This is a genomic window from Streptomyces exfoliatus (assembly GCF_000725545.1).
Lineage (GTDB): Bacteria > Actinomycetota > Actinomycetes > Streptomycetales > Streptomycetaceae > Streptomyces > Streptomyces exfoliatus.
Genome location: NZ_JNZP01000005.1, coordinates 171861 through 195812 on the forward strand (window position 1 = coordinate 171861; position 23952 = coordinate 195812).

The following is a 23952-nucleotide window of genomic DNA, read 5'->3' on the forward strand; positions in this document are numbered from 1 at the left end:
TATCACCTGAAGCCGGGAGAACCTCAGAAATTGATCATGTGTCCGGCGATGCCGTGGATCGCTTCCTTCACGGCCTCGCCCAGTGTGGGGTGCGCGTGGACGTTCCGCGCGACCTCGTGGACGGTGAGGTCCCACTGCTGGGCCAGGGTCAGCTCGGGCAGCAGCTCGGTGACGTCGGGGCCGATCAGATGGGCGCCGATGATCTCGCCGTGCGTCCCGTCCGCGATGATCTTGACGAAGCCGGTGGCGTCGCCGAGACCGTGCGCCTTGCCGTTCGCCACGAAGGGGAACTTGGCGACCTTGACGTCGAAGCCCTTCTCGCGGGCCTGCGCCTCGGTCCAGCCGAAGCTGGCGATCTGCGGCTGGCAGTAGGTGGCGCGCGGGATCATCGGGTAGTCGAGCTCCATGGTCTCGGCGTCCCCGATGGTCTCGGCGGCGATGACGCCCATGGCCTCGGCGGTGTGCGCGAGCATCAGCTTCGCCGTGACGTCGCCGATGGCGTAGATGTGCGGCACGGAGGTGCGGCAGCGGCCGTCGACGTCGATCGCGCCGCGCTCGGTCAGGGCGACGCCGGTCGCCTCCAGGCCGTAGCCGGTGACGTTCGGGGCGAAGCCGATGGCCTGGAGGACCTTGTCGGCCTCCAGCACCTTCTGGGCGCCGTCCTTGCCGGTGACGGTGACGCGGACCTGCGGGCCGGACTCGTCGATGGTCTCCACGCGGGTGGAGGTCAGGACGTCGATCCCGAGCTTGCGGTACTGCTTCGCCAGCTCCTTGGAGACCTCCTCGTCCTCCAGCGGGGCGATCCGGTCGAGGAACTCGACGATCGTGACCTTGGTGCCGTAGTTGTTGAGGACGTACGCGAACTCGATGCCGATGGCGCCGGCGCCGGCGATGACGATCGACTTCGGGGCGTCCTCGGCGAGGATCTGCTCCTCGTACGACACGACGCGCTCGCTGCGGGCGGTGCCCGGGAGCAGCCGCGGGGTGGCGCCGGTGGCGATGATGCAGTTGTCGAAGCTGATCGTCTCCGAGGTGCCGTCGGCCTTGGCCACCTGGAGGGTGTGCGCGTCGAGGAACGTGCCCCGGCCGGTGAACTCGGTGATCCCGTTCTTCTTCATCAGGAAGTGGACGCCCTTGACGCGGCCGTCCGCGACCGAGCGGCTGCGGCGGTAGGCGTCGCCGTAGTCGAAGGTGACGGTGCCGTCGACCTTGATGCCGAAGGTCTTGGCCTCGTGGTTGAAGATGTGGGCGAGTTCGGCGTTGCGCAGCAGCGCCTTGGTGGGGATGCAGCCGACGTTCAGGCAGACACCGCCCCAGTACTTCTCCTCGACGACCGCGACCCGCTTGCCCAGCTGGGCGGCGCGGATGGCGGCGACGTAGCCGCCGGGGCCAGCTCCGAGTACGACGACGTCGAAGCGGTCTGACATGACTGACTCCCGAGGGTGATGAGGGTGTTCGGTCCGCGTACGGCCCCACAGTAGTCCGGTGTCTGTCGGGGGCCGAGGCGGCTCGGGATCGGGCGGTCCGGGGTGGAGGGGTCGCGGTACGGCTCCGGGGTGGGGCTCCCGGGGTGGGGCGTCGGCCCGCGGAGTCGTACCGCATCGTGGTTACCGGTTGTGCTGCTCCCCGGCTCTACTCCTCGCCGGCCAGGGTGAGTCTGCTGAGCTTGTGGCCGGCGAACCAGGTCGCCACGACCGTGACCGCCGCGAGGAGCGCCACCGCTGTGGGGAGCGCGACGTCGGAGGTGATCAGGCCGTCGCCGGTGACCTTCTGCGCGAGTGCCAGCGCCCACTGCTGGACGCTGAGGGTCCGCGCACCCGCGATCAGGGAGCCGAAGAGGGTCTCCCACACCAGTGCGTAGACCAGGCCGATGACCACCGCGTGCCGGCTGACCGTGCCGAGCAGCAGGAACAGCGCGCTGTACGCGATGGAGGCCACCAGGGCGGCGACCGTGTAGGCCACGGCCACCTGCTGCCCGTTGCCGTTGAGGATGTACCCGGCGACGAACGTCGGCACCGCCGAGAAGACCATGGTCACGGCGATGGCCACGATCAGCTTCGTGAAGATGATCGAGGAGCGCTTCACCGGCTTGGACAGCAGGTAGACGATCGAGCCGTCGTCGATCTCCGGCCCGATCGCGCCCGTTCCGGCGATCACGCCGATCAGCGGCACCATCGTGGCCAGCGCGAAGCCGCCGAGGACATCCGCGGCGACCTGGTCGTCCGCGCCGTTGAAGGCGCGCACGGCCGCCGCGATGACCAGCAGCATGGCGGGCAGCAGGAAGAGGATCAGGGCCCTGCGGCGGCCGAGGAGGGCCCGGTAGGTGAGCCGGGCGACTGTGGGGTTGTACATCGGTCAGGCTCCTTTCAGGCCGCGACGAGGTACGAGAAGACCGATTCGAGGGACTCGTCCGAGGGCGAGACCGTCAGGAGACGGATCCCCCGCTCCCGCGCGACCCTGGGCAGCAGCTCCGTGAACCGTCCGAAGTCCACCGCCTGCACCCGCAGACCGCCGTCCCCGTGGTCGACCTCGATCCCGGCCGTGGACGGGTCGGCGATCAGCGCCGCGGCGAGAGCCCGGTCGTCGCTGGAGCGGACGAGGTAGCGGTGCGGCCGGTCCGTCATCAGCCGGCGGATCTTCCGGAAGTCTCCCGAGGCCGCGTGACGTCCGGCGACGATCACCTCGATGTGGGAGGCGAGTTGCTCGACCTCCTCCAGGATGTGCGAGGAGAACAGCACCGTGCGGCCGTCCGCTCCCATCCGCCGCAGCAGGTCCATCAGCTGCATGCGCTGGCGCGGGTCCATGCCGTTGAACGGCTCGTCGAGCAGGAGCACGGACGGCTCGTGGACGAGGGCCGAGGCCATCTTCACGCGCTGCCGCATGCCCTTGCTGTACGTGGAGATCTTGCGGTCCTGGGCGTACTCCATCTCGACCGTGGCCAGGGCCCGCTGGGCCTCCTTGGCGCCGAGACCCTGCAGCTCCGCGTTGGCCAGGACGAATTCGCGGCCCGTGAGGAAGTCGTACATCGCCTCCCGCTCGGGCACGACGCCGATCTCGCGGTAGACCGACTCGCTTCCCCAGATCGTCTGCCCGTCGAGGGTGACGGTGCCGGTGGAGGGGTCGAGGAAGCCGCCCATCATGTTGATCAGAGTGGACTTCCCGGCGCCGTTGGGCCCGAGGAGGCCGGTGACCCCGGGGCCCACCGTCATCGTGACGTCGTTCACGGCCACGACGTTTCCGAACCAGCGGGAGGCGTGGTCGATGTGGAGCGTGGTCACAGCCCGACCTTTCGGTAGCGGCGCATCAGGATGCCGTACGAGGCGGCGATGAGCGCGAGGACGACGAGCACGTAGATCACGCCGGCACCGGTGCTCGGACCCCCGAGTTCGGGGAAGCCGGGAGGGGCGCCCAGGAAGGCGCTCTGCACGCCGTCGATGAGTGTCATCGGCGAGAAGAGGCCGAGCCACTGGATGGCGCCCGTGTTGTCCGTCGCGAAGGCGATGCCCATGAGGGTGGAGACCGCACCGTACGAGACGGTCAGGACGGCGATCACGGCGGCGACGCCGAAACCGCGGCGCGGGGTGAGGGCCGCCAGGACGAGTCCGATGCCGCCGAAGAGCACCGAGAGCAGCGCCACGGAGACGAGCCCCTGGCCGAACATCTTGGTCTGCTCGGCGAAGTCCATCTTGGCGAGCAGCGAGCCGATCCAGAGGATCAACAGCGGGGTGGCGGTGAGGATGAAGAGGGCCGAGGCCATCGCGCCGAACTTGGCGAGCACGTAGTCCCCGCGCTCGATCGGCCGGGAGAAGTACAGCGGCACGGTCCTGAACCGGAGGTCGCGGGAGACCGACTGCGGCGCCTGTGAGGCCAGGTAGATGCTGATGACGACCTGGAGGAAGATCGCGTACTGCGTGTACTCGATGGAAAGCTTGGACTGCTTGGTGACGACGGCGACCGCGACGATGATCAGCGCCGGGACGCACATCACCGCGAAGAGCAACATCGGCAGCACCTTGGACTTGGCGCTGCGGCCGAGTCCGTAGGCGCCGCGCAGCGACTGCGAGAACAGCGACCTGCGCGCGTACGCCCGGCCGAGGCGCGGGCCGTCGTAGGACCGGTAGCCGATGTTGTGGATCTGGGTCGTGTCGGGAGCGGCCTGGGAGGGCTGGGGGATCTGGGTGCTCATCGGGCCGGCACCTCCTCGTGCTGCGGGGACGCCTCGGGCCGGAAGACCTCGGCGATGTGGTGGCGGCGCTGCTCCATGCGGACGAGTCCGAGGCCGAGGCCGGCGACGGTGTCCCGCACGAGGTCGTACGTCTCCTCGCCCGGCGCTTCCAGGAGCAGGATGTGCCCCGCGCCCGGGAGTCCCTCCTCCACGCCCGCGTGGATCGTGACACCCGCTTCGGCGAGGGCCGCGCGGAGCGCAGCCGTGCCGTCGGGGTGGGTGTCGGAGTCGGTGACCTCGACCGCGAGCGTCGTGGTGGTCCGGGTGAAGTCGCTGGTGGAGCTGGATCGGAGCAGCTTCCCGCCGTCGATGACGACGACGTGGTCGCAGGTGCGCTCCAGCTCGCCGAGCAGGTGCGAGGTGACGAGGACGGAGATGCCGAAGTCGGTCCAGACCCGGCGGATCAGTCCCAGCATCTCGTCGCGACCGACCGGGTCCAGACCGTTGGTCGGCTCGTCGAGGAGCACCAGCTTCGGGTCGTGGACCAGGGCCTGGGCGAGCTTCACCCGCTGCTTCATGCCGGTCGAGTAGCCGCCCATGGGACGGTACCGCTCCTCGTACAGACCGACGTGGCGCAGGGTGTCGGCCGTCCGCTCGCGGGCGGCGGTCGGGGGCAGCCCGGACATCCGCGCCATGTGGACGACGAACTCGGTGGCCGAGACGTCCGGTGGGAGGCAGTCGTGCTCGGGCATGTATCCCACGCGCTCACGGATCTCGGCCCCGGACGTCTGGACGTCCAGGCCGAGGACTTCGGCGCGGCCCTCCGTGGCGGGGGAGAGGCCGAGCAGGATCTTGATCATGGTGGACTTGCCGGCTCCGTTGGCACCCACGAGTCCGGTCACACCGGGCCCGATGTCCAGGGAGAGCCGGTCAAGAGCGGTCACCCGGGGGAACCGCTTGCTGAGGCTTTCGGTCGCGATCACAGTCACGCCTTCGACGGTAGTGGTGTGCGCCACAGCGGTCGTCAGCCCAACGGCTCGATCCTTCTCCGACCATAGGAGTACAAGCCAGTAAGGGAGTCGAGACGAAAGTCTTTCCCCGAGGCCGGCCGCCGGACTTTTCCACAGGCCCGCGCTCGACCCCTTGACGTAGCCGTCGGGCATTGTCACATTCATCGATGGCAGGTTACGGATGCGTAGTGCGATCAGACGCTCACACGGGACGGCGGGTGGCATGGCCTCGGCAGTGACAGGGGAACTCTCCGCGGAGCTGCGGGGGTTCAGGGAAGTACAGCGGCTCGCGTACGAGTGCGCGGAAGCCGTCGCGGCGCAGCTCAAGCCGGGCGTGACCGAGCGCGATGCGGCACGGATGCAGCGCGAGTGGCTGTACGAGAGAGGGGTGCGGGACTGGTTCCACCGGCCGTTCGCCTGGTTCGGCGACCGCACGGCCTTCGTGGACTTCAAGATCCCGTTGCAGTTCTTCCCGACGAACCGGCGCCTTGAGGCGGGCATGCCGTTCATCCTCGACATGGCCCCGGTCCACCGGGGATACACGGCCGACATCGGCTACAGCGGCTGCCTGGGCCTGAACCCCCTGCACGACAAGCTGCTCGCCGATCTCAAGGACCACCGCGAGCTGATCCTGCGCGAGGTGCGCGAGCGCCGCACCCTCCGCGAGATCTACCAGGACGTGGACCGGCTCATGGTCCGCCAGGGGTATGCGAACCGGCACCGGGCCTATCCCTTCGGCGTCATCGCCCACAAGATCGACCGGGTGAAGGAGCGCCGGTGGTCTCCGACGCTCTTCGGGTTCGGGACACAGGCGCTCAAGGGCCTCGCGAGCGACGCCATCCACGGCCACCGGGACGGCTGGTCGCCGCTCTGGTCGCCGTACAGGTTCTCCGACCACCCACCGAAGCCCGGCCTGTGGGCGGTCGAGCCGCACCTCGGATTCCGGGGGACGGGCGCGAAGTTCGAGGAGATCCTGGTCGTCACCGACTCCAGGGACCCCGAGCAGAGCGCGTTCTGGCTGGACGACGATCTGCCGCACGTGCGGCGCTGGAACGAGGGGGCGGTCTGATGACGGAGATCGGTGGAGTGATGGAACCGATGGGCCACACGGGGCAGACGGGATCGACGGGGCTCAAGGGTGCTCGGGAGCGCTGGGTCCGTACGGGCGGGATCGAGCTGTGCGTCGCGGAGCTCGGCGAGACGGACAGGCCGACCGTCCTCCTCGTGCACGGCTACCCGGACTCCAAGGAGGTCTGGTCGGAGGTCGCGGTCCGGCTCGCCGAGGATTTCCACGTGGTGCTGTACGACGTCCGGGGTCACGGCCGCTCGACAGCGCCGGCCCCGCTGCGCGGCGGCTTCACCCTGGAGAAGCTGACGGACGACTTCCTCGCGGTCGCCGACGCCGTCAGCCCGGACCGCCCGGTGCACCTCGTCGGCCACGACTGGGGCTCGGTGCAGTCGTGGGAGTTCGTGACCGTCCCGCGCACCGAGGGCCGGATCGCCTCCTTCACCTCGATGTCGGGACCTTCCCTCGACCACTTCGGGCACTGGATCAAGCAGCGCATGACCCGGCCCACCCCGCGCCGGGTCGGCCAGCTCCTCGGCCAGGGCGCCAAGTCCTGGTACGTGTACATGCTGCACACCCCCGTGCTTCCGGAGCTCGCCTGGCGCGGGCCGCTCGGCAGGCGCTGGCCGAAGATCCTCGAGCGCGTCGAGAAGGTGCCGGCCGGTGACTACCCGACGCCGTCACTGCCGAGCGACGCGGCGCACGGCGCCTGGCTCTACCGGGACAACGTCCGGGCCCGGCTCGGCAGGCCGCGCCCGGACGCGTACGCGCACGCGCCCGTGCAGCTGGTCACGCCGACCGGTGACGCCTTCCTCTCCGAGCGGCTCTACGACGACCTGGGCACCTGGGTGCCCGACCTGACCCGGCGCACGCTGCCCGCGAAGCACTGGGTGCCGCGCACCCGGCCGGACCAGCTGTCCGCCTGGATCGGTGCCTTCGTCCGAGCCAACGAGGAACCGGCGGCCAAGGCGCCGGGGGCCGTCACGGCGACGGCGGCGAAGAACGGCGTGAGGCCGGAGTACGCGGAGCGGTTCGGCGGCCAGCTGGTCCTGGTGACCGGTGCGGCCAGCGGCATCGGGCGGGCCACCGCCTTCGCCTTCGCGGAGGCCGGCGCCAGGGTCGTGGCCGTGGACCGGGACGGCGAGGGCGCGGTGCGCACGGCCGAGATGGCCCGGCTGATCGGCGCGCAGGAGGCCTGGGGCGAGACCGTCGACGTCGCCGACGAACAGGCGATGGAGAAGCTGGCCGCCAAGGTGGCCGCCGACTACGGGACCGTCGACGTGCTCGTCAACAACGCGGGCATCGGGCTCACCGGCTCCTTCTTCGACACGACGAGCGAGGAGTGGAAGCGCGTTCTCGACGTCAACCTGTGGGGCGTGATCCACGGGTGCCGTGTCTTCGGGGCGCAGATGACCGCGCGCGGCCAGGGCGGCCACATCGTGAACACCGCGTCCGCCGCGGCGTTCCAGCCCTCCCGGGCCCTTCCCGCGTACAGCACGTCGAAGGCGGCGGTGCTGATGCTCAGCGAGTGCCTGCGCGCCGAACTGGCCGACCAGGGCATCGGGGTGTCCGCGATATGCCCCGGCATCGTCAACACCAACATCACGGCGACCGCGCGGTTCGCCGGGGTCACCGACGAGGCGGAGGAGAGGCGTCGCCAGAAGAAGGCGTCGCGGCTGTACGGCCTGCGGAACTACCCGCCGGAGAAGGTCGCGGACGCGATCCTGGGGGCGGTCCTGCACGACCGCGCGGTCGTACCGGTGACGCCGGAGGCCCGGGGCGCCCACTTCCTGTCCCGGCTGAGCCCCGGTGCTCTGCGGGCCCTCGCACGCTGGCAGCCGCCGGCGTAGGGATCCGGACGGAGCCAGGGAGCGGGCGCGGCAGGGAGCGGGCTCGTCAGGTTCGGGGCGGGTTGAATTCGGGGCGGGTTGAGTTCGGGGCGGCAGCCGTACGATCCCTCCCAGGAGGGGCCCCGCGTCGGCGGGGTGGAGCGAGCGGTCGGTGGGAGCGGGTTTGTCCGAGCAGTCAGCACAGCCGGAGTACCGGATCGAGGATCTCGCCCATCACAGCGGGGCCACGGTCCGGACGATCCGCGCCTACCAGGACCGCGGCCTGCTGCCTCGCCCGGAGCGCCGGGGCAGGTCGAACGTGTACGGGGACGCGCACCTCGCGCGGCTCCGGCAGATCGCCGACCTTCTCGACCGGGGCTACACCCTGGCCTCGATCAAGGAGCTTCTGGAGGCCTGGGACACCGGTCGGGGTCTCGGCGGAGTGCTCGGTCTGGTCGCGGAGGTCCACGGGCCGTGGACGGACGAGGAGGCGGACCGGATCTCCCGTGCGGAGCTGGACGCCCGCTTCGGCGGCACGCCGGACGAGGAAGCCATCAGGGAGGCAGTCGAGCTGGGCGTACTGGAGCGACTGCCGGATCGGGAGGCGGAGGAGTACCTCGTACCGAGCCCCCAGGAGCTCGCGGTGGCGGCCGAGTTGTACGCGGCGGGGGTGCCGCTCGCGGCAATCACCGGTCATCTGAGGGAGCTTCGCGATCACGTGGAGCACATCGCCTCCCGCTTCCTGGAGTTCACGACCGAGTACGTCTTCGCGCGCTATCTGGAGCACCGGCCGCCGACGGACGCGGACGCGGCCGAGGCGGCGACCATGGTGCGAAGGCTCCGGCCGCTCGCCCAGCAGACGGTGGACGCGGAACTGGCGCGGGCCATGCGTCTGTTGGCGACACGGCATCTGCAGCTCCATCTCTCCCCGGAAGCGACGCGGGTGAAGGACGACGAGCCGCGTCCGGTTACTCTCCCGGCCGCGACCGTACGGGCCGTTCAGGACCTGGTGGGACCAGAAGGGGTCGCGTCCTTCGTCGCGGCCGCCACGGAACGAGAGGTCCACAAAAGAACATTGGACGCTCTTGCCTCAAATAGGCGTATAGCGGACTAACTTAGCCAACTCACCGGATACCAATGCCTCGTTGTCCACAGAATCGCCAACTCGCCTGTGGATAAGTCACTTTGGCTGTGGACCAAACCTGTGTACCAAAATCAATGGTCGGAAAATCCGGGCTCCGGCATCCTGACGGAATGACCCGACAACAACCGCCGGACGAGCGCCGCACGGTGAAAGTCTCGAAGTACCTCTCCAAGCATCTGCGCCATCAGCCCGAGCGCATCGGCCTCGAACTCGACGCCAACGGCTGGACCGAGATCGACGCCCTGCTCCAAGCCACGGCACGCCACGGCTTCCCGATCACCCGCGAGGAACTCGCCCACGTCGTCGCGACCAACGACAAGAGGCGCTTCGCGATCGAGGGCACCCGTATCCGGGCCAGCCAGGGCCACACCGTCGACGTGGACCTGGACCTGCCGGCCGCCGAACCGCCCGCGTACCTCTACCACGGTACGGTCGCGGCCCACCTCCCCGCGATCCGGGCGGAGGGCCTGCGCCCCATGGCCCGCCACCACGTGCACCTCTCCCCCGACCGCGAGACCGCGACCCGGGTCGGCGCGCGCCGCGGACGGCCGGTCGTCCTCAGCGTCGACGCCGGAGCCATGCACCGGGCCGGGCACGTCTTCCGCGTCAGCGCCAACGGAGTCTGGCTGGCCGACGCCGTCCCCCCGGAGTTCCTGCGCTTCCCGGAGTGAGCCCTCCCCGGACGGGCCCTACGGCATGATCGTCCGCATGACCCATCCCCACCTGCCGAGCACCGAAGCCGCCGTCACCGCGATCCGCGAGATCGCCCAGGAGTTCGGCCTGGAGATGACGGTGACCGACGACATCGGTGCGGACCAGACGTCCCGCCGCACCTCCTCCGGCGCGTTCGCCGTTCTCGACCCGGACGGCTCGCTGCCGCACGAGGCGTATGTCGAACTGGGCGGAGCCCCCTCCGTCACGGTCCAGGTCTTCCCCGAGGACGATGCCAGGATCACCGTCGACGGCATCGAGTTCGCGGACGTACCGCGCGACGCCGTCCCCGCCTTCCTCCGCTCGGTCCACGGCGGCCTCGCCCATGTGAAGGGCCGCTTCTTCCCACCCGGCTGGTGGCTGATCGTTCCCCTGCCCGGCGACGAGACGTACAAGGAACTCGTCCCCGGCGCCTCGCTCACCAGCTGGCTGAACAGCCGGGTCCGCTGACCGCCCGTCGCCGCGGGCGGGTCCCGTACCCCGGCGCGCGTATCGTGGCGAAATGCGTTTGAGTACCGTGATCCTCCCCATCCACCGATGGAGCGAGGGGCAGAAGACCTGGCGGCGGGCCGAGGACCTCGGGTTCCATGCCGCGTACACCTACGATCACCTGTCCTGGCGGACCTTCCGAGACGGCCCGTGGTTCGGCGCGCTGCCCACGCTCACCGCGGCGGCGACGGCCACCGAGCGGATCCGGCTCGGGACGCTCGTGACCTCGCCGAACTTCCGGCATCCGGTGACCCTCGCCAAGGAGCTCATGTCGCTCGACGACATCTCCGACGGGCGGATCACGCTCGGCATCGGCGCGGGCGGCAGCGGCTTCGACGCCACCGCGCTGGGTCAGGAGCCGTGGTCGCCGAAGGAGCGGGCCGACAGGTTCGGCGAGTTCGTGGCGCTGCTCGACCGCCTCCTCACCGAGGAAGCGGTGACGGAAGGGGGCACGTACTACGCGGCGGACGAGGCGCGGAACATCCCCGGCTGCGTCCAGCGCCCTCGACTGCCGTTCGCCGTGGCCGCGACCGGGCCGCGCGGGCTGAAGCTGGCCGCCCGGTACGGGCAGGCATGGGTGACGACAGGTGATCCGAAGCTGTTCGACGAGGGCACTCCGGAACAGTCGGTGGCGGCGCTGGCCGCCCAGATCGAGAAGCTCGGCAAGGCGTGCGCCGAGACGGGCCGGGAGGTGACCGAACTCGACAAGGTCCTCCTGACCGGCTTCACCCCGGACCGGAGCCGGCCCCTGGAGTCCGTGGACGCGTTCGTCGACTTCGCCGGACGCCACCGCGAGCTTGGCTTCACCGAGATCGTGATCCACTGGCCGATCCCGGACTCCGATTTCGCCGCCGACCAGGCCGTCTTCGAACGGATCGCCACCGAGTCGCTCGCCCAGCTGGGCTGACCGCCGGAACGGCCCGGCATGACGGGCCCCGTACGCCCACCGTCCGGCGGATCAGGCGATCCGCCGGGCATGGCCCCGCCACAGGGCCAGCAGGACCGGGGACCCGACCGGTGCCGGACCCGCCGCACAGACGTCGAAGTGGCTGACCCGGCATGTGTCGGACGGCACGGCGGACCGCAGATTGACCGCGGTTCCGTCGCCCGCGACGCGCCAGCGGCTCCCCGCCGGGACGACACCCGCCCTCAGCTCTCCGGGCTCGATCATGATCCAGCGGCCCCGCACCGTGCGGTGCCACTCGGCACGCGCCCCGCACCGGCCACAGGCCGCGCTGCCCGGAGCCGCCCCGTCGGAGGACCGCGCCTTCTGCAGGGGGATGCCGGGCCGGCGAACCGCGCAGGTCACGGGGTCGACCAGGCCGGCCAGGACGTCCCCTACCAGCACCGGGTCCCGCGCCGGCAACCCCGCTCCGCCCCCCTCGCAGCCCGCGCACAGGGACATGCCGAGGCTCGCGACCCACGTCCCGTACGGCGCGCCGCAGGAGTCGCATTCATCGCTTCGCCGGCCCGAGCCCATGCCCCGCCCCCTTGAGACGCCGTCAGCTCTCAGGGATCTTCCCCGTCGTTCCGAAAAACGAACGGACGTTTACGGCCACGTCGGGGCGTACACACCGGCCGCGGACGTGCCGCCGCGGCGGGATCGACCGGCATCCTCCGGCCACTCATATGTGCGGCTCCCCGCACGCCCGTGCGTCCGGTGCGGAAGAATGATGCGGTGACCTCTCCCCGTGCCCCGCGCACCTCCGCCCCGGCGCCCCGGCTGATCGCCACCGACCTCGACGGCACGCTGCTGCGTGACGACAAGTCCGTCTCCGAGCGCACGGTCGCCGCCCTCGCCGCGGCCGAGCAGGCCGGGATCGAGGTCTTCTTCGTCACCGGCCGGCCGGCCCGCTGGATGGACGTGGTCAGCGACCACGTCCACGGCCACGGCCTGGCGATCTGCGCCAACGGCGCCGCCGTCGTCGACCTGCACGCCGGAGGCACCTTCCTGGAGGTCCATCCGCTGGAGCGGCCGATCGCCCTCGACGTCGTACGGGCACTGCGCGCCGCCGCGCCCGGGACGTCCTTCGCGGTCGAGCTGACCACCGGCATCCACTACGAGCCGCAGTACCCGCCGTTCTTCCTCGACCCCGGCGCGACCGTCGCCACCGCCGAGAAGCTCCTCTTCGAGGAGACGCCCGGAGCCGCGGCCCCGGTCCTGAAGCTGCTGGCCCAGCACCCGGAACTCGACCCCGACGTGTTCCTGTCGGTGGCCAGGGCGGCCGCCGGGGAGCGGGCCTCGTTCACCAGGTCCAGCCCCAACGCCCTCATCGAGATCAGCGCGCTCGGTGTCTCCAAGGCCTCCACCCTGGCCCTGTGCTGCGCCGAGCGCGGCATCACGGCGGACGAGGTCGTCGCCTTCGGCGACATGCCCAACGACATCGAGATGCTGACCTGGGCGGGCCGCTCGTACGCGATGGGCAACGCCCACCCCGACGTGCTCGCCGCCGCCTCCGGCCGTACGGCAGGCAACAACGAGGACGGGGTGGCCGTCGTCATCGAACAGCTGGTCACCGAGGCCCTGCACGCCGCCGAGGACCGGACCGACCGGCTTTAGAAGGCGCGGGCCCCACACACCGACCGTCCCAGCCGCCTACCGGTCTCAGAGCGGGGCCTCCCACACCACCGTCGTACCGCCCCCGTCCTCCCCGATGCCCGGCCCGCACCAGCTCGCGCCGCCCAGCGACTCGGCCCGTCGCGCCAGGTTGCGCAGACCGCTGCGGCGCCCGCCCGATGGGATGCCGATGCCGTCGTCGGCGACCGAGAGCCGTACCCCGGCGGAACCGTCCGGCAGGGTGACGCCTGCGTCGACGGCCACCTCGATCCGGCTCGCCTCCGCGTGCCGGAAGGCGTTGGAGAGCGCCTCGCGCAGGGCGGCGATGAGGTTCTTGCCGGTGAGGTCGCCGACCGTCGAGTCGATCGCGCCGAGAAAGCGGTGCGCGGGCTTGAAGCCGAGCGGCACGGCGGCCATGTTGATCTCCCGCAGGACGCGGGTACGCAGACCCGACGGAGCCTCGGCAGGTCCCTGCTGGAGCGCGAAGATCGCCGTACGGATCTCCTGGATGGTCACGTCGAGCTCGTCCACCGCCTTGCCCACGCCCTCGCGCACGGCCGGCACGATCGACCTGCGCTGGGCGCTCTCCAGCATCATGCCGGTGGCGAAGAGCCGTTGGATGACGAGATCGTGCAGGTCGCGGGCGATCCGGTCGCGGTCCTCGTACACGGCGAGGCGTTCCCGGTCCCGCTGCGCGTCGGCCATCATCAGGGCGAGCGCCGCCTGCGAGGCGAACTGGGTGGCGAGCGTCCGCTCCGCCTCGGAGAACGGACGGGCGCCCCGTACCCGTGGCGTGGCGAGCGCGCCGAGCACCCGACCGCCGCTCTGCAGCGGCAGCATCATGCTCGGGCCGTACGGAGAGGTCAGCCGGCTGATCATGCGGGGGTCCGTCGACGCGTCGGCCACGAAGACCGCGTCCCCCTCCAGAAGCTGTCGCACCACCGCGCTCTCGGGCGGGATGACCACACCCAGCGACTTCGTGGGCCGGGGGGAGGACACGGCCACGATCTCCAGGCCTCCGTCCTCGGCGGGCAGCAGCACGATCCCCGCGTCCGCGGCGGCGAGGCGGCGGGCCTGCTCGGCGACGACCGCGAGGGCGTCGTCCGCGTCACCGCCGGACAGCAGCGCGGTGGTGACGGCGACCGAGCCGTCGATCCACCGCTCGCGCTGCCGGGCGGCCTCGTACAGACGGGCGTTGCCGATGGCGATACCGGCCTCGGTGGCCAGCACCCGGACCATGTGCACGTCGTAGTCGTTGAACTCGCCGCCGTCGCGCTTCTCCGCGAGGTACAGATTGCCGAAGATCTCGCCCTGGACCCGGATGGGGACGCCGAGGAAGGTCCGCATCGGGGGGTGCCCCGGCGGGAAGCCAGCCGAGCGCGGATCGGTGGACAGGTCGGCGAGCCGGATGGTCTGGGGGTCGCGGATCAGCGCGCCGAGGAGCCCGGCATGGCCGTCCGGGCGGCGCCCGATCAGGCGGGCCACGTCCTCGCCGACGCCGAAGGTGACGAAGTCGGAGAGGCCCTTGCCCTCCTCGTCGACGACGCCGATCGCGGCGTAGCGGGCGTCGGAGAGTTCGGCGGCGGTCTCGCAGATGCGGTCGAGGGTGGAGTGGAGTTCGAGCCCGGTTCCGACCGAGCGCATGGCCTCCAGGAGCTGCGGTACGCGGGCGGTGAGCTCCGTGGACAGCCCCTGGAGGCTGCGGGTGGCCTGGGTGGCGGCTTCCAGGGGGTCCGGGGCGTCGGACGCTGCGGCGGTCATGACCTTGAGCCTAGTAAGTCCTATTTGGCGAGAAAAGTCGGCCGTCCCGTGCCGGCCTTCGTGGAGGTGGCGAGCAGGTCGGTCTCCCGCTCCTGCTCCAGCATCCGGCGCAGCGGGCCCTCCGCCTCGGCCAGTTCCGCGTACGGGCCGCGCTGCACGGTGCGGCCCTCGTCCAGGACCAGTACCTCGTCGACCGCGTCGAGACCGTGCAGACGGTGGGTGATGAGGAGGGTCGTACGGCCCTCGGTGGCGCGGAGCAGGTCGTCCGTGAGCGTGTCGGCGGTGGCCAGGTCCAGGTGCTCCGCCGGCTCGTCGAGGACGAGGACCGGGAAGTCGGCGAGGAGCGCGCGGGCGAGTGCCAGGCGCTGCCGCTGACCGCCGGAGAGTCGGGAACCGTGCTCGCCCACGAGGGTGTCGAGCCCCTCCGGAAGTCCGTCCACCCAGTCGAGCAACCGGGCCCTGCTCAGTGCCTCGCGCAGTTCCTCGTCGCTCGCTCCGGTGCGGGCGAGCCGCAGGTTCTCGCGGACGGAGCTGTCGAAGAGGTGCGCGTCCTGGGCGCAGAGACCGACGAGGCGCCGGACGGCGTCGCCGTCGAGCTGCCGGGCGGGCACCCCGCCGAGCCGGTACACGCCCTGTTCCACGTCGAGGAACCGCAGCAGTACCTGGGCGAGGGTGGTCTTGCCGGAGCCGGATGCGCCGACGACCGCGACCCGGCGCCCGGCCTCCAGGGTGAGCCGGAAGTCGGCCAGCGCCGGCCGCTCCTGCCCGGCGTGACGGGCGGAGAGCCCGGCCAGCTCCAGCGGGAACGGGCTCGCCGGGGGAGTCTCGGGCGTGGCCGGCTCGTGTACGGGTACGGGGGCGTCGAGCACCTCGAAGACCCGCTCGGCGCTGTGCTTGACGCGCTGCCGGTACTGCACGGCGAGCGGGAGCCCGGTGACGGCCTCGAAGGCGGCGAGCGGCGTGAGGACGACCACGGCGAGGGCCACCCCGTCGAGCCGCCCGTCCCGTACGGCCTGGACGCCCACGACCGCGGCGGCGACGACCGTCAGGCCGCAGACGAGGGCGGACAGCCCGGCACCGAGCGCGGCGGCCGCGGACTGCCGGGAGGCGATGCCGGTGAGGGCCCGGTCGGCGGTCCTCGCCCGGTCCGTCCTGTCCCGCAGCGCACCGGCCACCGTCAGCTCGGCGCAGCCGTGGAGCAGATCGGCCACGGCGGTCGCCAGGGCGCCGCGCGCGGGCGCGAGCCGTCGTTCGGCCCGGCGGGCGAGCGCTCCTCCTGCGGCCGGTACGAGGACTCCCGCGACCAGCAGGCCCACGGCGAGGACGGCGCCGGCCTCGGGCAGCAGCCAGGCGGTGAACCCGGCTGAGGCGACACCCACGAGGAGCGCGGCGCCCGCCGGGAGCAGCCAGCGGAGCCAGTAGTCCTGGAGTGCGTCGACGTCCTGGACGAGCCGGGCGAGCAGGTCGCCGCGGCGCGTGCGGCGCAGCCCGGCCGGGGCGATCCGCTCCAGGCGTCGGTAGACGGAGACACGGAGCTCGGCGAGCATGCGGAGGACGGCGTCGTGCGAGACGAGCCGCTCGGCGTACCGGAAGACGGCCCGCCCGATGCCGAAGGCGCGCGTGGCGGTGACGGCCACCATCAGGTAGAGCACGGGCGGTTGTTCGGAGGCGCGTGAGATGAGCCAGCCGGACACGGCCATGAGCCCGACGGCGGAGCCGAGGGCGAGGCTTCCGAGCAGCAGCGCGAGCGCCATCCGCCCCTTGAGTTCCCCGGCCATGCCCCGCACACGGGTGAGGAGCGGCCCGCTGGTGGCGGTCGGCTGTCCCGCGAGGGGCGCTGTGTGCGGGCGCGCGTCCGCGCCGGATTCGGCGCCGGCCTGGACGGGCGCACCGGGCGTCTCCGGCTGGACCGTCCCCGCCTCCTGCGGCGCACCGTCCGACTCCAGGGTGACCACCCGGTCCGCGACCGCCAGCAGTGCCGGCCTGTGTACGACCAGGAGCACGGTCCGCCCCGCCGCGAGGCGGCGGACCGCGTCGACCACACCCGCCTCGGTCTCGCCGTCGAGCGCGGCCGTCGGCTCGTCGAGCAGCAGCAGCGGCCGGTCGGCCAGGAAGGCCCGGGCCAGCGCGAGGCGTTGCCGCTGTCCCGCCGAGAGTCCGGCACCGTCCTCGCCCAGGGCCGTGTCGAGCCCCCGGGGCAGCCCCGCGACGAACCCGTCCGCCCCCGCGTCGCGCAGGGCTTCCCGTACGGCCTCGTCGGTGGCGTCCGGGCGGGCGAGCCGTACGTTCTCGGCGACCGTCCCCGCGAAGAGGTACGGGCGTTGCGGCACCCAGGCGATCCGGGCCCGCCACTCCTCCAGGTCCAGCGACCGCAGGTCGACGCCTCCGACCCGTACCGAACCGCCCTCCTCCGGCTCCGCGAACCCGAGGACCACGTCGAGCAGCGTCGACTTGCCGACCCCGCTCGGCCCGATCAGGGCCACCGTCTCGCCCGGCTCGACCGTCAGGGTCGCCGCGTCGAGGGAGGGCTCGGCCCGCCCGGCGTGCCGTACCGTCACCCCTTCGAGCTCCAGCCTGAGGGAGTCCGGGGCGGCGCCCGCGCCCCCGTCGCGTACCGGCTGCTCCAGGACGTCGAAGATCTCCTCCGCCGCCGCGAGCCCTTCCGCCGCCGCGTGGAACTGCGCTCCCACCTGCCGCAGCGGCAGGTACGCCTCGGGGGCCAGGATCAGGATGACGAGCCCGGTGTACAGGTCCAGGTCGCCGTGCACGAGCCGCATGCCGATGCTCACGGCGACGAGCGCGACCGACAGCGTCGCGAGCAGCTCCAGGGCGAAGGAGGAGAGGAAGGCGATCCGCAGCGTGCGCATCGTCGCGCGGCGGTACTCCGAGGTGATCTCGCGGATCGACTCGGCCTGGGCCTTCGCCCGGCCGAAGATCTTGAGGGTGGGAAGCCCGGCCACCACGTCCAGGAAGTGGCCGGAGAGCCGGGAGAGCAGTTTCCACTGCCGGTCCATCCGGGCCTGGGTGTACCAGCCGATGAGGATCATGAAGACCGGGATGAGCGGCAGGGTGACGACGATGATCGCGGCCGAGACCCAGTCCTCGGTGACGATCCGGGCCAGGACCGCCACGGGCACGACCACCGCCAGACCGAGCTGGGGCAGATAGCGGGCGAAGTAGTCGTCGAGGGCATCCACGCCACGCGTCGCGAGGGCGATCAGCGAGCCGGCCTTCTGGCCGCTCAGCCAGCCCGGGCCGAGCGCGGCCGCTCGGCCGAGGAGCCTGCCACGGAGTTCGGACTTGACCGCCGCGCTCGCCCGGTGGGCGGCGAGTTCGGTCAGCCAGGAGACGAGGGCTCGCGCACCCGCGACGCCCGCGAGCAGCAGCATCGCGGTGGTCAGGTCGGAAACCGCCTGGCCCTTCTGGAAGGCCCCCACCACGATCTCGGCGATGAGCATCGCCTGGGCGATGACCAGACCCGCCCCGACGAGGCCGAGGAGCACCACGGCGATCAGGAAGACACGGGTGGCCCTGGCGTACCGGAGCAGGCGTGGATCGATCGGTTTCACGTGAAACATGCTCCCCTGTGGAGGGTGGCCGGGGCGTGTCCGGCGGATCGCGGCCGCTGCCGCTGCCGCGATCCGCCGGATGTGTCCTAGTGGGCGTCGGCGATGTGCTGCGTGCCGATCCGCTTGCGGAAGACCCAGTAGGTCCAGCTCTGGTAGAGCAGCACCAGCGGGGTCGCGACCGCCGCGCACCAGGTCATGATCTTGAGCGTGTACGGGCTCGACGACGCGTTCGTCACGGTAAGGCTCCACTCGGGGTTGAGCGAAGACGGCATGACGTTCGGGAAGAGCGCGAGGAAGAGCATCGCCACGGCGGCGGCGATGGTGACCCCCGAGAGACCGAACGACCAGCCCTCGCGCCCCGCCTTGATCGCGGCGATCGCACCGACCAGGGCCACCACGGCGACGAGCATCACCGCGAGGCTCCACCCGTTCCCCGTGTCGAGCTGGGTCCACACCAGGAAGGCGAGCGCGAGCACCGCCGTGACCAGGCCCAGCCGGAACGCGAGCGCGCGGGCCCGCGACCGGATGTCACCGAGCGTCTTGAGCGCGGCGAAGACGGCGCCGTGGAAGGTGAAGAGGGTGAGCGTGACCAGGCCGCCGAGGAGCGCGTACGGGTTGAGCAGCTCCCAGAAGCCGCCGACGTACTCCATGTCCGCGTCGATCTTCACGCCCCGGACGATGTTGCCGAAGGCCACACCCCAGAGGAACGCGGGGATCAGCGAGGTCCAGAAGATCGCCTGCTCCCAGTTCCGCTGCCAGTTCTCCTCCGGCCGCTTCGCCCGGTACTCGAAGGCGACGCCCCGGATGATCAGGCAGACCAGGATGATCAGCAGCGGCAGGTAGAAGCCGGAGAAGAGCGTCGCGTACCACTCGGGGAACGCGGCGAAGGTGGCGCCGCCGGCCGTGAGCAGCCACACCTCGTTACCGTCCCAGACGGGTCCGATGGTGTTGATGAGGACCCGCTTCTCGGCCCGGTCACGGGCGAGCAGCTTGGTCAGGACGCCGACCCCGAAGTCGAACCCTTCGAGGAAGAAGTAGCCGATCCAGAGGACGGCGATGAGTACGAACCAGACGTCGTGGAGTTCCATGCCTCGATCTCCTCAGCCTCAGTACGAGAAGGCCATGGGGCGGTCGGGGTCCCGAGAGTCCCCGCCGATCTTGGTGGGCGGGTTGAGGTCGTCCTCCGTGAGCTCCGGCGGCCCCGCCTTGATGTACTTCACGAGGAGCTTGACCTCGATCACGGCGAGGACGGCGTAGAGCACCGTGAAGACGATCATCGAGGTGAGCACCTCACCTGTCGTGGTGCCGGGAGAGACCGCGTCCCGGGTGCGCAGCACTCCGTAGACGACCCAGGGCTGACGGCCCATCTCGGTGAAGATCCAGCCCCAGGAGTTGGCGATGAGCGGGAACGCCATGGTCCAGAGGGCGATGATCCAGTACCACTTGCCCAGGCGGGGGCTGAGCGCCTTCCGCTTGAACAGGACCAGGTTCGGCACCTCGTCCTCGCCGGTCCGCATCCCGGGCGCCAGCATGAACTTCTTCCGGGTCAGCCAGAGGCCGATCACGCCGAGCGTCAGCGAGGCCATGCCGAAGCCGATCATCCAGCGGAAGCCCCAGTAGGCGACCGGGATGTTGGGCCGGTAGTCGCCGGGACCGAACTTCTCCTGCTCGGCCTTGTTGATGTCGTTGATGCCGGGGACGTACGAGTCGAAGTCGCCGTTGGCGAGGTAGGACAGTATCCCGGGGACCTCGATGGCGACCTTGTTGTGGCCCTTCTCGACGTCGCCGTAGGCGAAGATCGAGAAGGGCGCGGGCGCCTCGCCGTCCCAGAGCGCCTCGGCGGCGGCCATTTTCATCGGCTGCTGCTTGAACATGACCTTGCCGAGCATGTCGCCGCTGATGGCGGTGCCGAGGCCGGCGATGATCAGCGTGATCAGGCCGAGCCGCAGCGAGGTCCGCATCACCGGGACGTGCCTCTTGCGGGCCAGGTGGAAGGCGGAGATGCCGACCATGAACGCGCCGCCGACCAGGAAGGCCGCCGTCATGGTGTGGAAGAACTGGGTGAGGGCGGTGTTCTGGGTGAGTACCTGCCAGAAGTCGGTGAGCTCCGCCCGGCCGCGCTCCTCGTTGATGCGGTAGCCCACCGGGTGCTGCATCCAGGAGTTGGCCGCGAGGATGAAGTACGCGGAGAGGATGGTGCCGATCGACACCATCCAGATGCAGGCGAGGTGGATCCGCTTCGGGAGCTTGTCCCAGCCGAAGATCCACAGACCGATGAAGGTCGACTCGAAGAAGAAGGCGATGAGCGCCTCGAAGGCGAGCGGTGCGCCGAAGATGTCACCGACGAACCGGGAGTAGTCAGACCAGTTCATGCCGAACTGGAACTCCTGCACGATGCCGGTGACGACACCCATGGCGATGTTGATCAGGAAGAGCTTGCCCCAGAACTTGGTCGCCCTGAGGTACTTCTCGTTCTCCGTGCGCACCCAGGCGGTCTGAAGCCCGGCGGTGAGCGCGGCGAGCGAGATCGTCAGGGGGACGAAGAGGAAGTGGTAGACGGTGGTGATGCCGAACTGCCAGCGCGCCAAAGTCTCTGGCGCCAGAGCGAGGTCCACGTCGTTTTCTCCTTACATCGCCGTGGTCACATCGGCAGTTTGCCCCGTTGATCCCACCCATCATGGGACGAACCAGGACACGCTTGTGAACGCGTTCACATTCACAAGCTATTATGGCTCATACGAAATCCGTATGTTCTCCCGGGGTCCCTCATGGAAAGACCCCCGTGGGCACAGGGCTCACGGGGGTCTCGGACGCGTAGGGGTCAGCCTTCCTCGCGGAAGCCCTCCGCCGCCTTCAGGAACAGGTCGTTCGCCTCGGTCTCGCCGATCGTGACGCGCACGCCCTCGCCCGCGAACGGCCGGACCACCACACCGTGCCGCTCGCACTCCGCGGCGAAGTCCGCCGTCCGCTCGCCGAGCCGCAGCCAGACGAAGTTCGCCTGGGTGTCCGGCACGGTCCAGCCCTGCTCCACGAGCCCCGCGTGGACGCGCTCGCGCTCCGCCACCAGCGAGCCGACCCGGCCGAGCAGCTCGTCCTCGGCCCGCAGCGATGCCACCGCCGCGTCCTGCGCCAGCTGGCTCACGCCGAACGGCACCGCCGTCTTGCGCAGCGCGGCCGCCACCGGCTCATGGGCGACCGCGAAGCCGACCCGGAGACCCGCCAGGCCGTACGCCTTGGAGAACGTGCGCAGCACGGCGACGTTCGGCCGGTCACGGTAGAGCTCGATGCCGTCGGGGATCTCGGTGTCGCGGACGAACTCCCGGTACGCCTCGTCGAGCACCACCAGGACGTCGGACGGCACCCGGTCGAGGAAACGCTCCAGCTCGGCCCGGCGCACCGCGGTACCCGTGGGGTTGTTGGGGTTGCAGACGAAGATCAGCCGTGTCCGGTCGGTGATCGCCTCGGCCATCGCGTCGAGGTCGTGCACCTCGCCGTCCGTCAGCGGCACCTGCACCGAGGTCGCCCCGCTGATCTGCGTGATGATCGGGTACGCCTCGAAGGAACGCCAGGCGTAGATGACCTCGTCGCCGGGGCCCGAGGTCGCCTGGAGCAGCGACTGCGCGACACCGACGGAGCCTGTGCCCGTGGCCAGGTGGGAGACCGGCACGCCGAAACGGTCGGCCAGCTCCTCCATCAGACCGGTGCAGGCCATGTCCGGGTACCGGTTGAAGTTCGCGGCCGCGGCCAGCGTGCTCTCCATGACGCCCGGCAGCGGCGGGTACGGATTCTCGTTGGAGGACAGCTTGAAGGCCACGGGACCGCCCGCGGCCGCCGGCCTGCCCGGCTTGTACGTGGGGACGCCGTCCAGCTCGGCGCGCAGCTTCGGGCCCGTGCTCGTCCCGCTGGTCTCGCTCACAGTGTGGCCTCCTCGACCGTCCTTACCGCCAATACTCCTCACCTTAAGAGGATTCCTCCCCGCTGCGAATGGGCTGTGGACAACAGGAGGGACACGCTGTGGACACGGTCGCCCGAAGCGGTCCCGAGAGGGGGGAGCGCGCACTTGGGTGGCGCGCGCCGGTGGCGAGCGCGGTGGCGCGCATCCCCCGTAGAGGTGAGTTGAGACCTCTTCGAGACCTCGCCCCCTCGCCAGGTCGACACCGTTCGACAGCCCTAGACCCCATGCAGAATGCCTTAACTGCCTTGGATTCAGCGGCTTTTGGGCCTTAGTTGCCATGCAGAAACGTGCCTGTCAACGCCTGCATATGCGACCGTCTCAACCGCCCCTCATCGCCCTACTATCGGCTCGCCATGACAGCAGCAGGGAAGCACCAGGTGAGCCGGGCACAGACCCGGGGAAGCCGGCAGGGCCGGGCAGGCATCCGGGACGTGGCCGCCGCCGCCGGGGTCTCCATCACGACTGTCTCCGACGCGCTCAACGGCAAGGGCCGACTCCCCGACGCCACCCGTCGTCACGTTCGCGAGGTCGCCGACCGGCTGGGCTACCGCCCATCCGCGGCGGCCCGCACGCTCCGCACCGGGAAGTCGGGACTCATCGGCCTGACCGTGACCACGTACGGGGATGAACCTTTCACCTTCACCGAATTCGCGTATTTCGCGGAGATGGCCAGAGCAGCCACATCGGCGGCGCTCGCCCGGGGCTACGCCCTGGTCATCCTCCCCGCCACCTCCCGACATGACGTCTGGTCGAACGTCGCCCTCGACGGCACCGTCGTCATCGACCCCTCCGACCACGACCCGGTCGTCACCGAACTGGTCCGCCAGGGCCTGCCCGTCGTCTCCGACGGGCGTCCCGCCGGCACCCTTCCGGTCACCGCCTGGGTCGACAACGACCACGAAGCCGCCGTCCTCGATCTGCTCGACCACCTCGCCGCCGCCGGCGCCCGCCGCATCGGCCTCCTCACCGGAACCACCACCGACACCTACACCCGCCTGTCCACCACCGCGTACCTGAACTGGTGCGAACGGGTGGGCCAGGACCCCGTCTACGAGGCCTACCCGGCGCACGACCCGTGCGCGGGCGCCGTCGCGGCCGACCGGCTGCTCGCCCGACCGGACCGGCCCGACGCCGTGTACGGCCTCTTCGACCCCAACGGAACCGACCTCCTCGCGGCCGCGCGCCGCTACGGACTGCGCGTCCCGGACGACCTGCTGCTGGTCTGCTGCAGCGAGTCGACCGTCTACGCCACCACCGAACCGCCCATCACGACGCTCTCGCTCAAACCGCGCCGGATCGGCACGGCCGTCGTCCAGCTCCTCATCGATGCCATCGAGGGGATCGACACCGACGGTCCGGTCGAGCAGGTGATACCGACCGAACTCATCATCCGCACCTCCTCGCAGCGCCGTCCGCCCCGCACGACGGTCAGCCCACCGCGCTCACCCGCGAAGGACTGATCCCGCCCGACACGCTTCACCGGTTTCGCCGTCCCCGCCCCTGCCCGTGGGCGAAGACGGCGAAACCAGCCACCGAACCGGCCTCAACCCTGGACTCGACCTTCTCAATTCGGGCGAAACAACCGGTGAACCCGGAGTGGACCCGGATTCACCACCCCTGGTGCGTCACACAGGCGGACCCTCATTCCTATGATGGGCGCACGACACCGCGGACCTCCCCGACCAGGCCGGTCCGC

The 23952-nt window shown here is 70.7% G+C and carries 19 protein-coding genes; 8 read left to right on the top strand and 11 right to left on the bottom strand.

What is annotated here, in order from left to right; genetic code table 11:
* Window positions 1-23 precede the first annotated feature (23 nt).
* The 5 genes from lpdA to IO20_RS0108235 form a co-directional block, all read right to left on the bottom strand.
* Window positions 24-1427 carry a dihydrolipoyl dehydrogenase gene (gene lpdA, locus IO20_RS0108215; protein ID WP_030549708.1) on the bottom strand — a complete coding sequence of 468 codons (1404 nt, stop codon included), beginning with the start codon at window positions 1425-1427 and terminating at the stop codon, window positions 24-26.
* A gap of 205 nt (window positions 1428-1632) precedes the next feature.
* Window positions 1633-2352: an ABC transporter permease gene (locus tag IO20_RS0108220; protein WP_030549709.1), complete on the bottom strand. Its 720-nt coding sequence runs from the start codon at window positions 2350-2352 to the stop codon at window positions 1633-1635.
* Window positions 2353-2366: 14 nt separating this feature from the next.
* Window positions 2367-3278 (bottom strand): ABC transporter ATP-binding protein, encoded by a 912-nt coding sequence (locus tag IO20_RS0108225; protein WP_030549710.1) that lies wholly within the window; start codon window positions 3276-3278, stop codon window positions 2367-2369.
* Window positions 3275-4186, bottom strand: a complete 912-nt coding sequence (locus IO20_RS0108230; RefSeq protein WP_030549711.1) for an ABC transporter permease subunit — start codon at window positions 4184-4186, stop codon at window positions 3275-3277. Before IO20_RS0108230 ends, IO20_RS0108225 begins: the two co-directional genes overlap by 4 nt.
* On the bottom strand, window positions 4183-5148 hold the full coding sequence (locus IO20_RS0108235) for an ABC transporter ATP-binding protein (RefSeq protein ID WP_030549712.1): 966 nt from the start codon (window positions 5146-5148) through the stop codon (window positions 4183-4185). The genes IO20_RS0108230 and IO20_RS0108235 overlap by 4 nt, the downstream gene beginning before the upstream one ends.
* A gap of 250 nt (window positions 5149-5398) precedes the next feature.
* On the opposite strand from IO20_RS0108235, the gene IO20_RS0108240 reads away from it, so the two are divergent.
* From IO20_RS0108240 to IO20_RS0108265, 6 genes are all read left to right on the top strand, one after another.
* Window positions 5399-6244, top strand: a complete 846-nt coding sequence (locus IO20_RS0108240) for a M24 family metallopeptidase (protein WP_030549713.1) — start codon at window positions 5399-5401, stop codon at window positions 6242-6244.
* Between the two features lie 29 nt (window positions 6245-6273).
* Window positions 6274-8091 (top strand): SDR family oxidoreductase, encoded by a 1818-nt coding sequence (locus IO20_RS0108245; protein ID WP_030549714.1) that lies wholly within the window; start codon window positions 6274-6276, stop codon window positions 8089-8091.
* 163 nt (window positions 8092-8254) lie between these two features.
* Window positions 8255-9184: a MerR family transcriptional regulator gene (locus tag IO20_RS0108250; RefSeq protein ID WP_030549715.1), complete on the top strand. Its 930-nt coding sequence runs from the start codon at window positions 8255-8257 to the stop codon at window positions 9182-9184.
* A 140-nt stretch (window positions 9185-9324) separates the two neighbouring features.
* Window positions 9325-9885: an RNA 2'-phosphotransferase gene (locus IO20_RS0108255; protein WP_030549716.1), complete on the top strand. Its 561-nt coding sequence runs from the start codon at window positions 9325-9327 to the stop codon at window positions 9883-9885.
* A gap of 37 nt (window positions 9886-9922) precedes the next feature.
* Entirely contained in the window at window positions 9923-10375 is a 453-nt protein-coding gene (locus IO20_RS0108260; RefSeq protein WP_030549717.1) for an SRPBCC family protein, read from the top strand.
* A gap of 52 nt (window positions 10376-10427) precedes the next feature.
* Window positions 10428-11321: an LLM class flavin-dependent oxidoreductase gene (locus IO20_RS0108265; RefSeq protein ID WP_030549718.1), complete on the top strand. Its 894-nt coding sequence runs from the start codon at window positions 10428-10430 to the stop codon at window positions 11319-11321.
* Window positions 11322-11372: 51 nt separating this feature from the next.
* Here the strand turns inward: IO20_RS0108265 and IO20_RS0108270 are convergent, their stop codons facing one another.
* Window positions 11373-11762, bottom strand: a complete 390-nt coding sequence (locus tag IO20_RS0108270; RefSeq protein WP_037634942.1) for a DUF6083 domain-containing protein — start codon at window positions 11760-11762, stop codon at window positions 11373-11375.
* A gap of 330 nt (window positions 11763-12092) precedes the next feature.
* Between IO20_RS0108270 and IO20_RS0108275 the strand changes: the two genes are divergently transcribed.
* Window positions 12093-12974 (top strand): Cof-type HAD-IIB family hydrolase, encoded by an 882-nt coding sequence (locus IO20_RS0108275; RefSeq protein ID WP_037634900.1) that lies wholly within the window; start codon window positions 12093-12095, stop codon window positions 12972-12974.
* 45 nt (window positions 12975-13019) lie between these two features.
* On the opposite strand, the gene IO20_RS0108280 is transcribed toward IO20_RS0108275, so the two are convergent.
* The 5 genes from IO20_RS0108280 to hisC all read right to left on the bottom strand — a co-directional run bounded on the left by IO20_RS0108280 (window position 13020) and on the right by hisC (window position 22217).
* Entirely contained in the window at window positions 13020-14732 is a 1713-nt protein-coding gene (locus tag IO20_RS0108280) for a GAF domain-containing sensor histidine kinase (RefSeq protein WP_030549721.1), read from the bottom strand.
* A 20-nt stretch (window positions 14733-14752) separates the two neighbouring features.
* Entirely contained in the window at window positions 14753-18310 is a 3558-nt protein-coding gene (cydD, locus tag IO20_RS0108285; protein WP_030549722.1) for a thiol reductant ABC exporter subunit CydD, read from the bottom strand.
* A 77-nt stretch (window positions 18311-18387) separates the two neighbouring features.
* The gene (gene cydB, locus IO20_RS0108290; RefSeq protein WP_030549723.1) at window positions 18388-19389 is read right to left on the bottom strand and encodes a cytochrome d ubiquinol oxidase subunit II; all 1002 of its coding nucleotides are present in this window, start codon (window positions 19387-19389) and stop codon (window positions 18388-18390) included.
* An 18-nt stretch (window positions 19390-19407) separates the two neighbouring features.
* Window positions 19408-20916, bottom strand: coding sequence for a cytochrome ubiquinol oxidase subunit I (locus IO20_RS0108295; protein ID WP_030549724.1), 1509 nt, complete (start codon window positions 20914-20916; stop codon window positions 19408-19410).
* A gap of 206 nt (window positions 20917-21122) precedes the next feature.
* Window positions 21123-22217, bottom strand: coding sequence for a histidinol-phosphate transaminase (hisC, locus tag IO20_RS0108300; protein ID WP_030549725.1), 1095 nt, complete (start codon window positions 22215-22217; stop codon window positions 21123-21125).
* 392 nt (window positions 22218-22609) lie between these two features.
* On the opposite strand from hisC, the gene IO20_RS0108305 reads away from it, so the two are divergent.
* Window positions 22610-23716 carry a LacI family DNA-binding transcriptional regulator gene (locus IO20_RS0108305; protein ID WP_030204882.1) on the top strand — a complete coding sequence of 369 codons (1107 nt, stop codon included), beginning with the start codon at window positions 22610-22612 and terminating at the stop codon, window positions 23714-23716.
* Window positions 23717-23952: the final 236 nt, after the last annotated feature.

Coding starts and splice junctions, on each gene's coding strand:
- lpdA (WP_030549708.1), bottom strand. CDS start 1,427: ATGTCAGACCGCTTCGACGTCGTCGTACTCGGAGCTGGCCCCGGCGGC.
- IO20_RS0108220 (WP_030549709.1), bottom strand. CDS start 2,352: ATGTACAACCCCACAGTCGCCCGGCTCACCTACCGGGCCCTCCTCGGC.
- IO20_RS0108230 (WP_030549711.1), bottom strand. CDS start 4,186: ATGAGCACCCAGATCCCCCAGCCCTCCCAGGCCGCTCCCGACACGACC.
- IO20_RS0108240 (WP_030549713.1), top strand. CDS start 5,399: ATGGCCTCGGCAGTGACAGGGGAACTCTCCGCGGAGCTGCGGGGGTTC.
- IO20_RS0108245 (WP_030549714.1), top strand. CDS start 6,274: ATGGGCCACACGGGGCAGACGGGATCGACGGGGCTCAAGGGTGCTCGG.
- IO20_RS0108255 (WP_030549716.1), top strand. CDS start 9,325: ATGACCCGACAACAACCGCCGGACGAGCGCCGCACGGTGAAAGTCTCG.
- IO20_RS0108260 (WP_030549717.1), top strand. CDS start 9,923: ATGACCCATCCCCACCTGCCGAGCACCGAAGCCGCCGTCACCGCGATC.
- IO20_RS0108265 (WP_030549718.1), top strand. CDS start 10,428: ATGCGTTTGAGTACCGTGATCCTCCCCATCCACCGATGGAGCGAGGGG.
- IO20_RS0108280 (WP_030549721.1), bottom strand. CDS start 14,732: ATGACCGCCGCAGCGTCCGACGCCCCGGACCCCCTGGAAGCCGCCACC.
- cydD (WP_030549722.1), bottom strand. CDS start 18,310: ATGTTTCACGTGAAACCGATCGATCCACGCCTGCTCCGGTACGCCAGG.
- cydB (WP_030549723.1), bottom strand. CDS start 19,389: ATGGAACTCCACGACGTCTGGTTCGTACTCATCGCCGTCCTCTGGATC.
- IO20_RS0108305 (WP_030204882.1), top strand. CDS start 22,610: ATGACAGCAGCAGGGAAGCACCAGGTGAGCCGGGCACAGACCCGGGGA.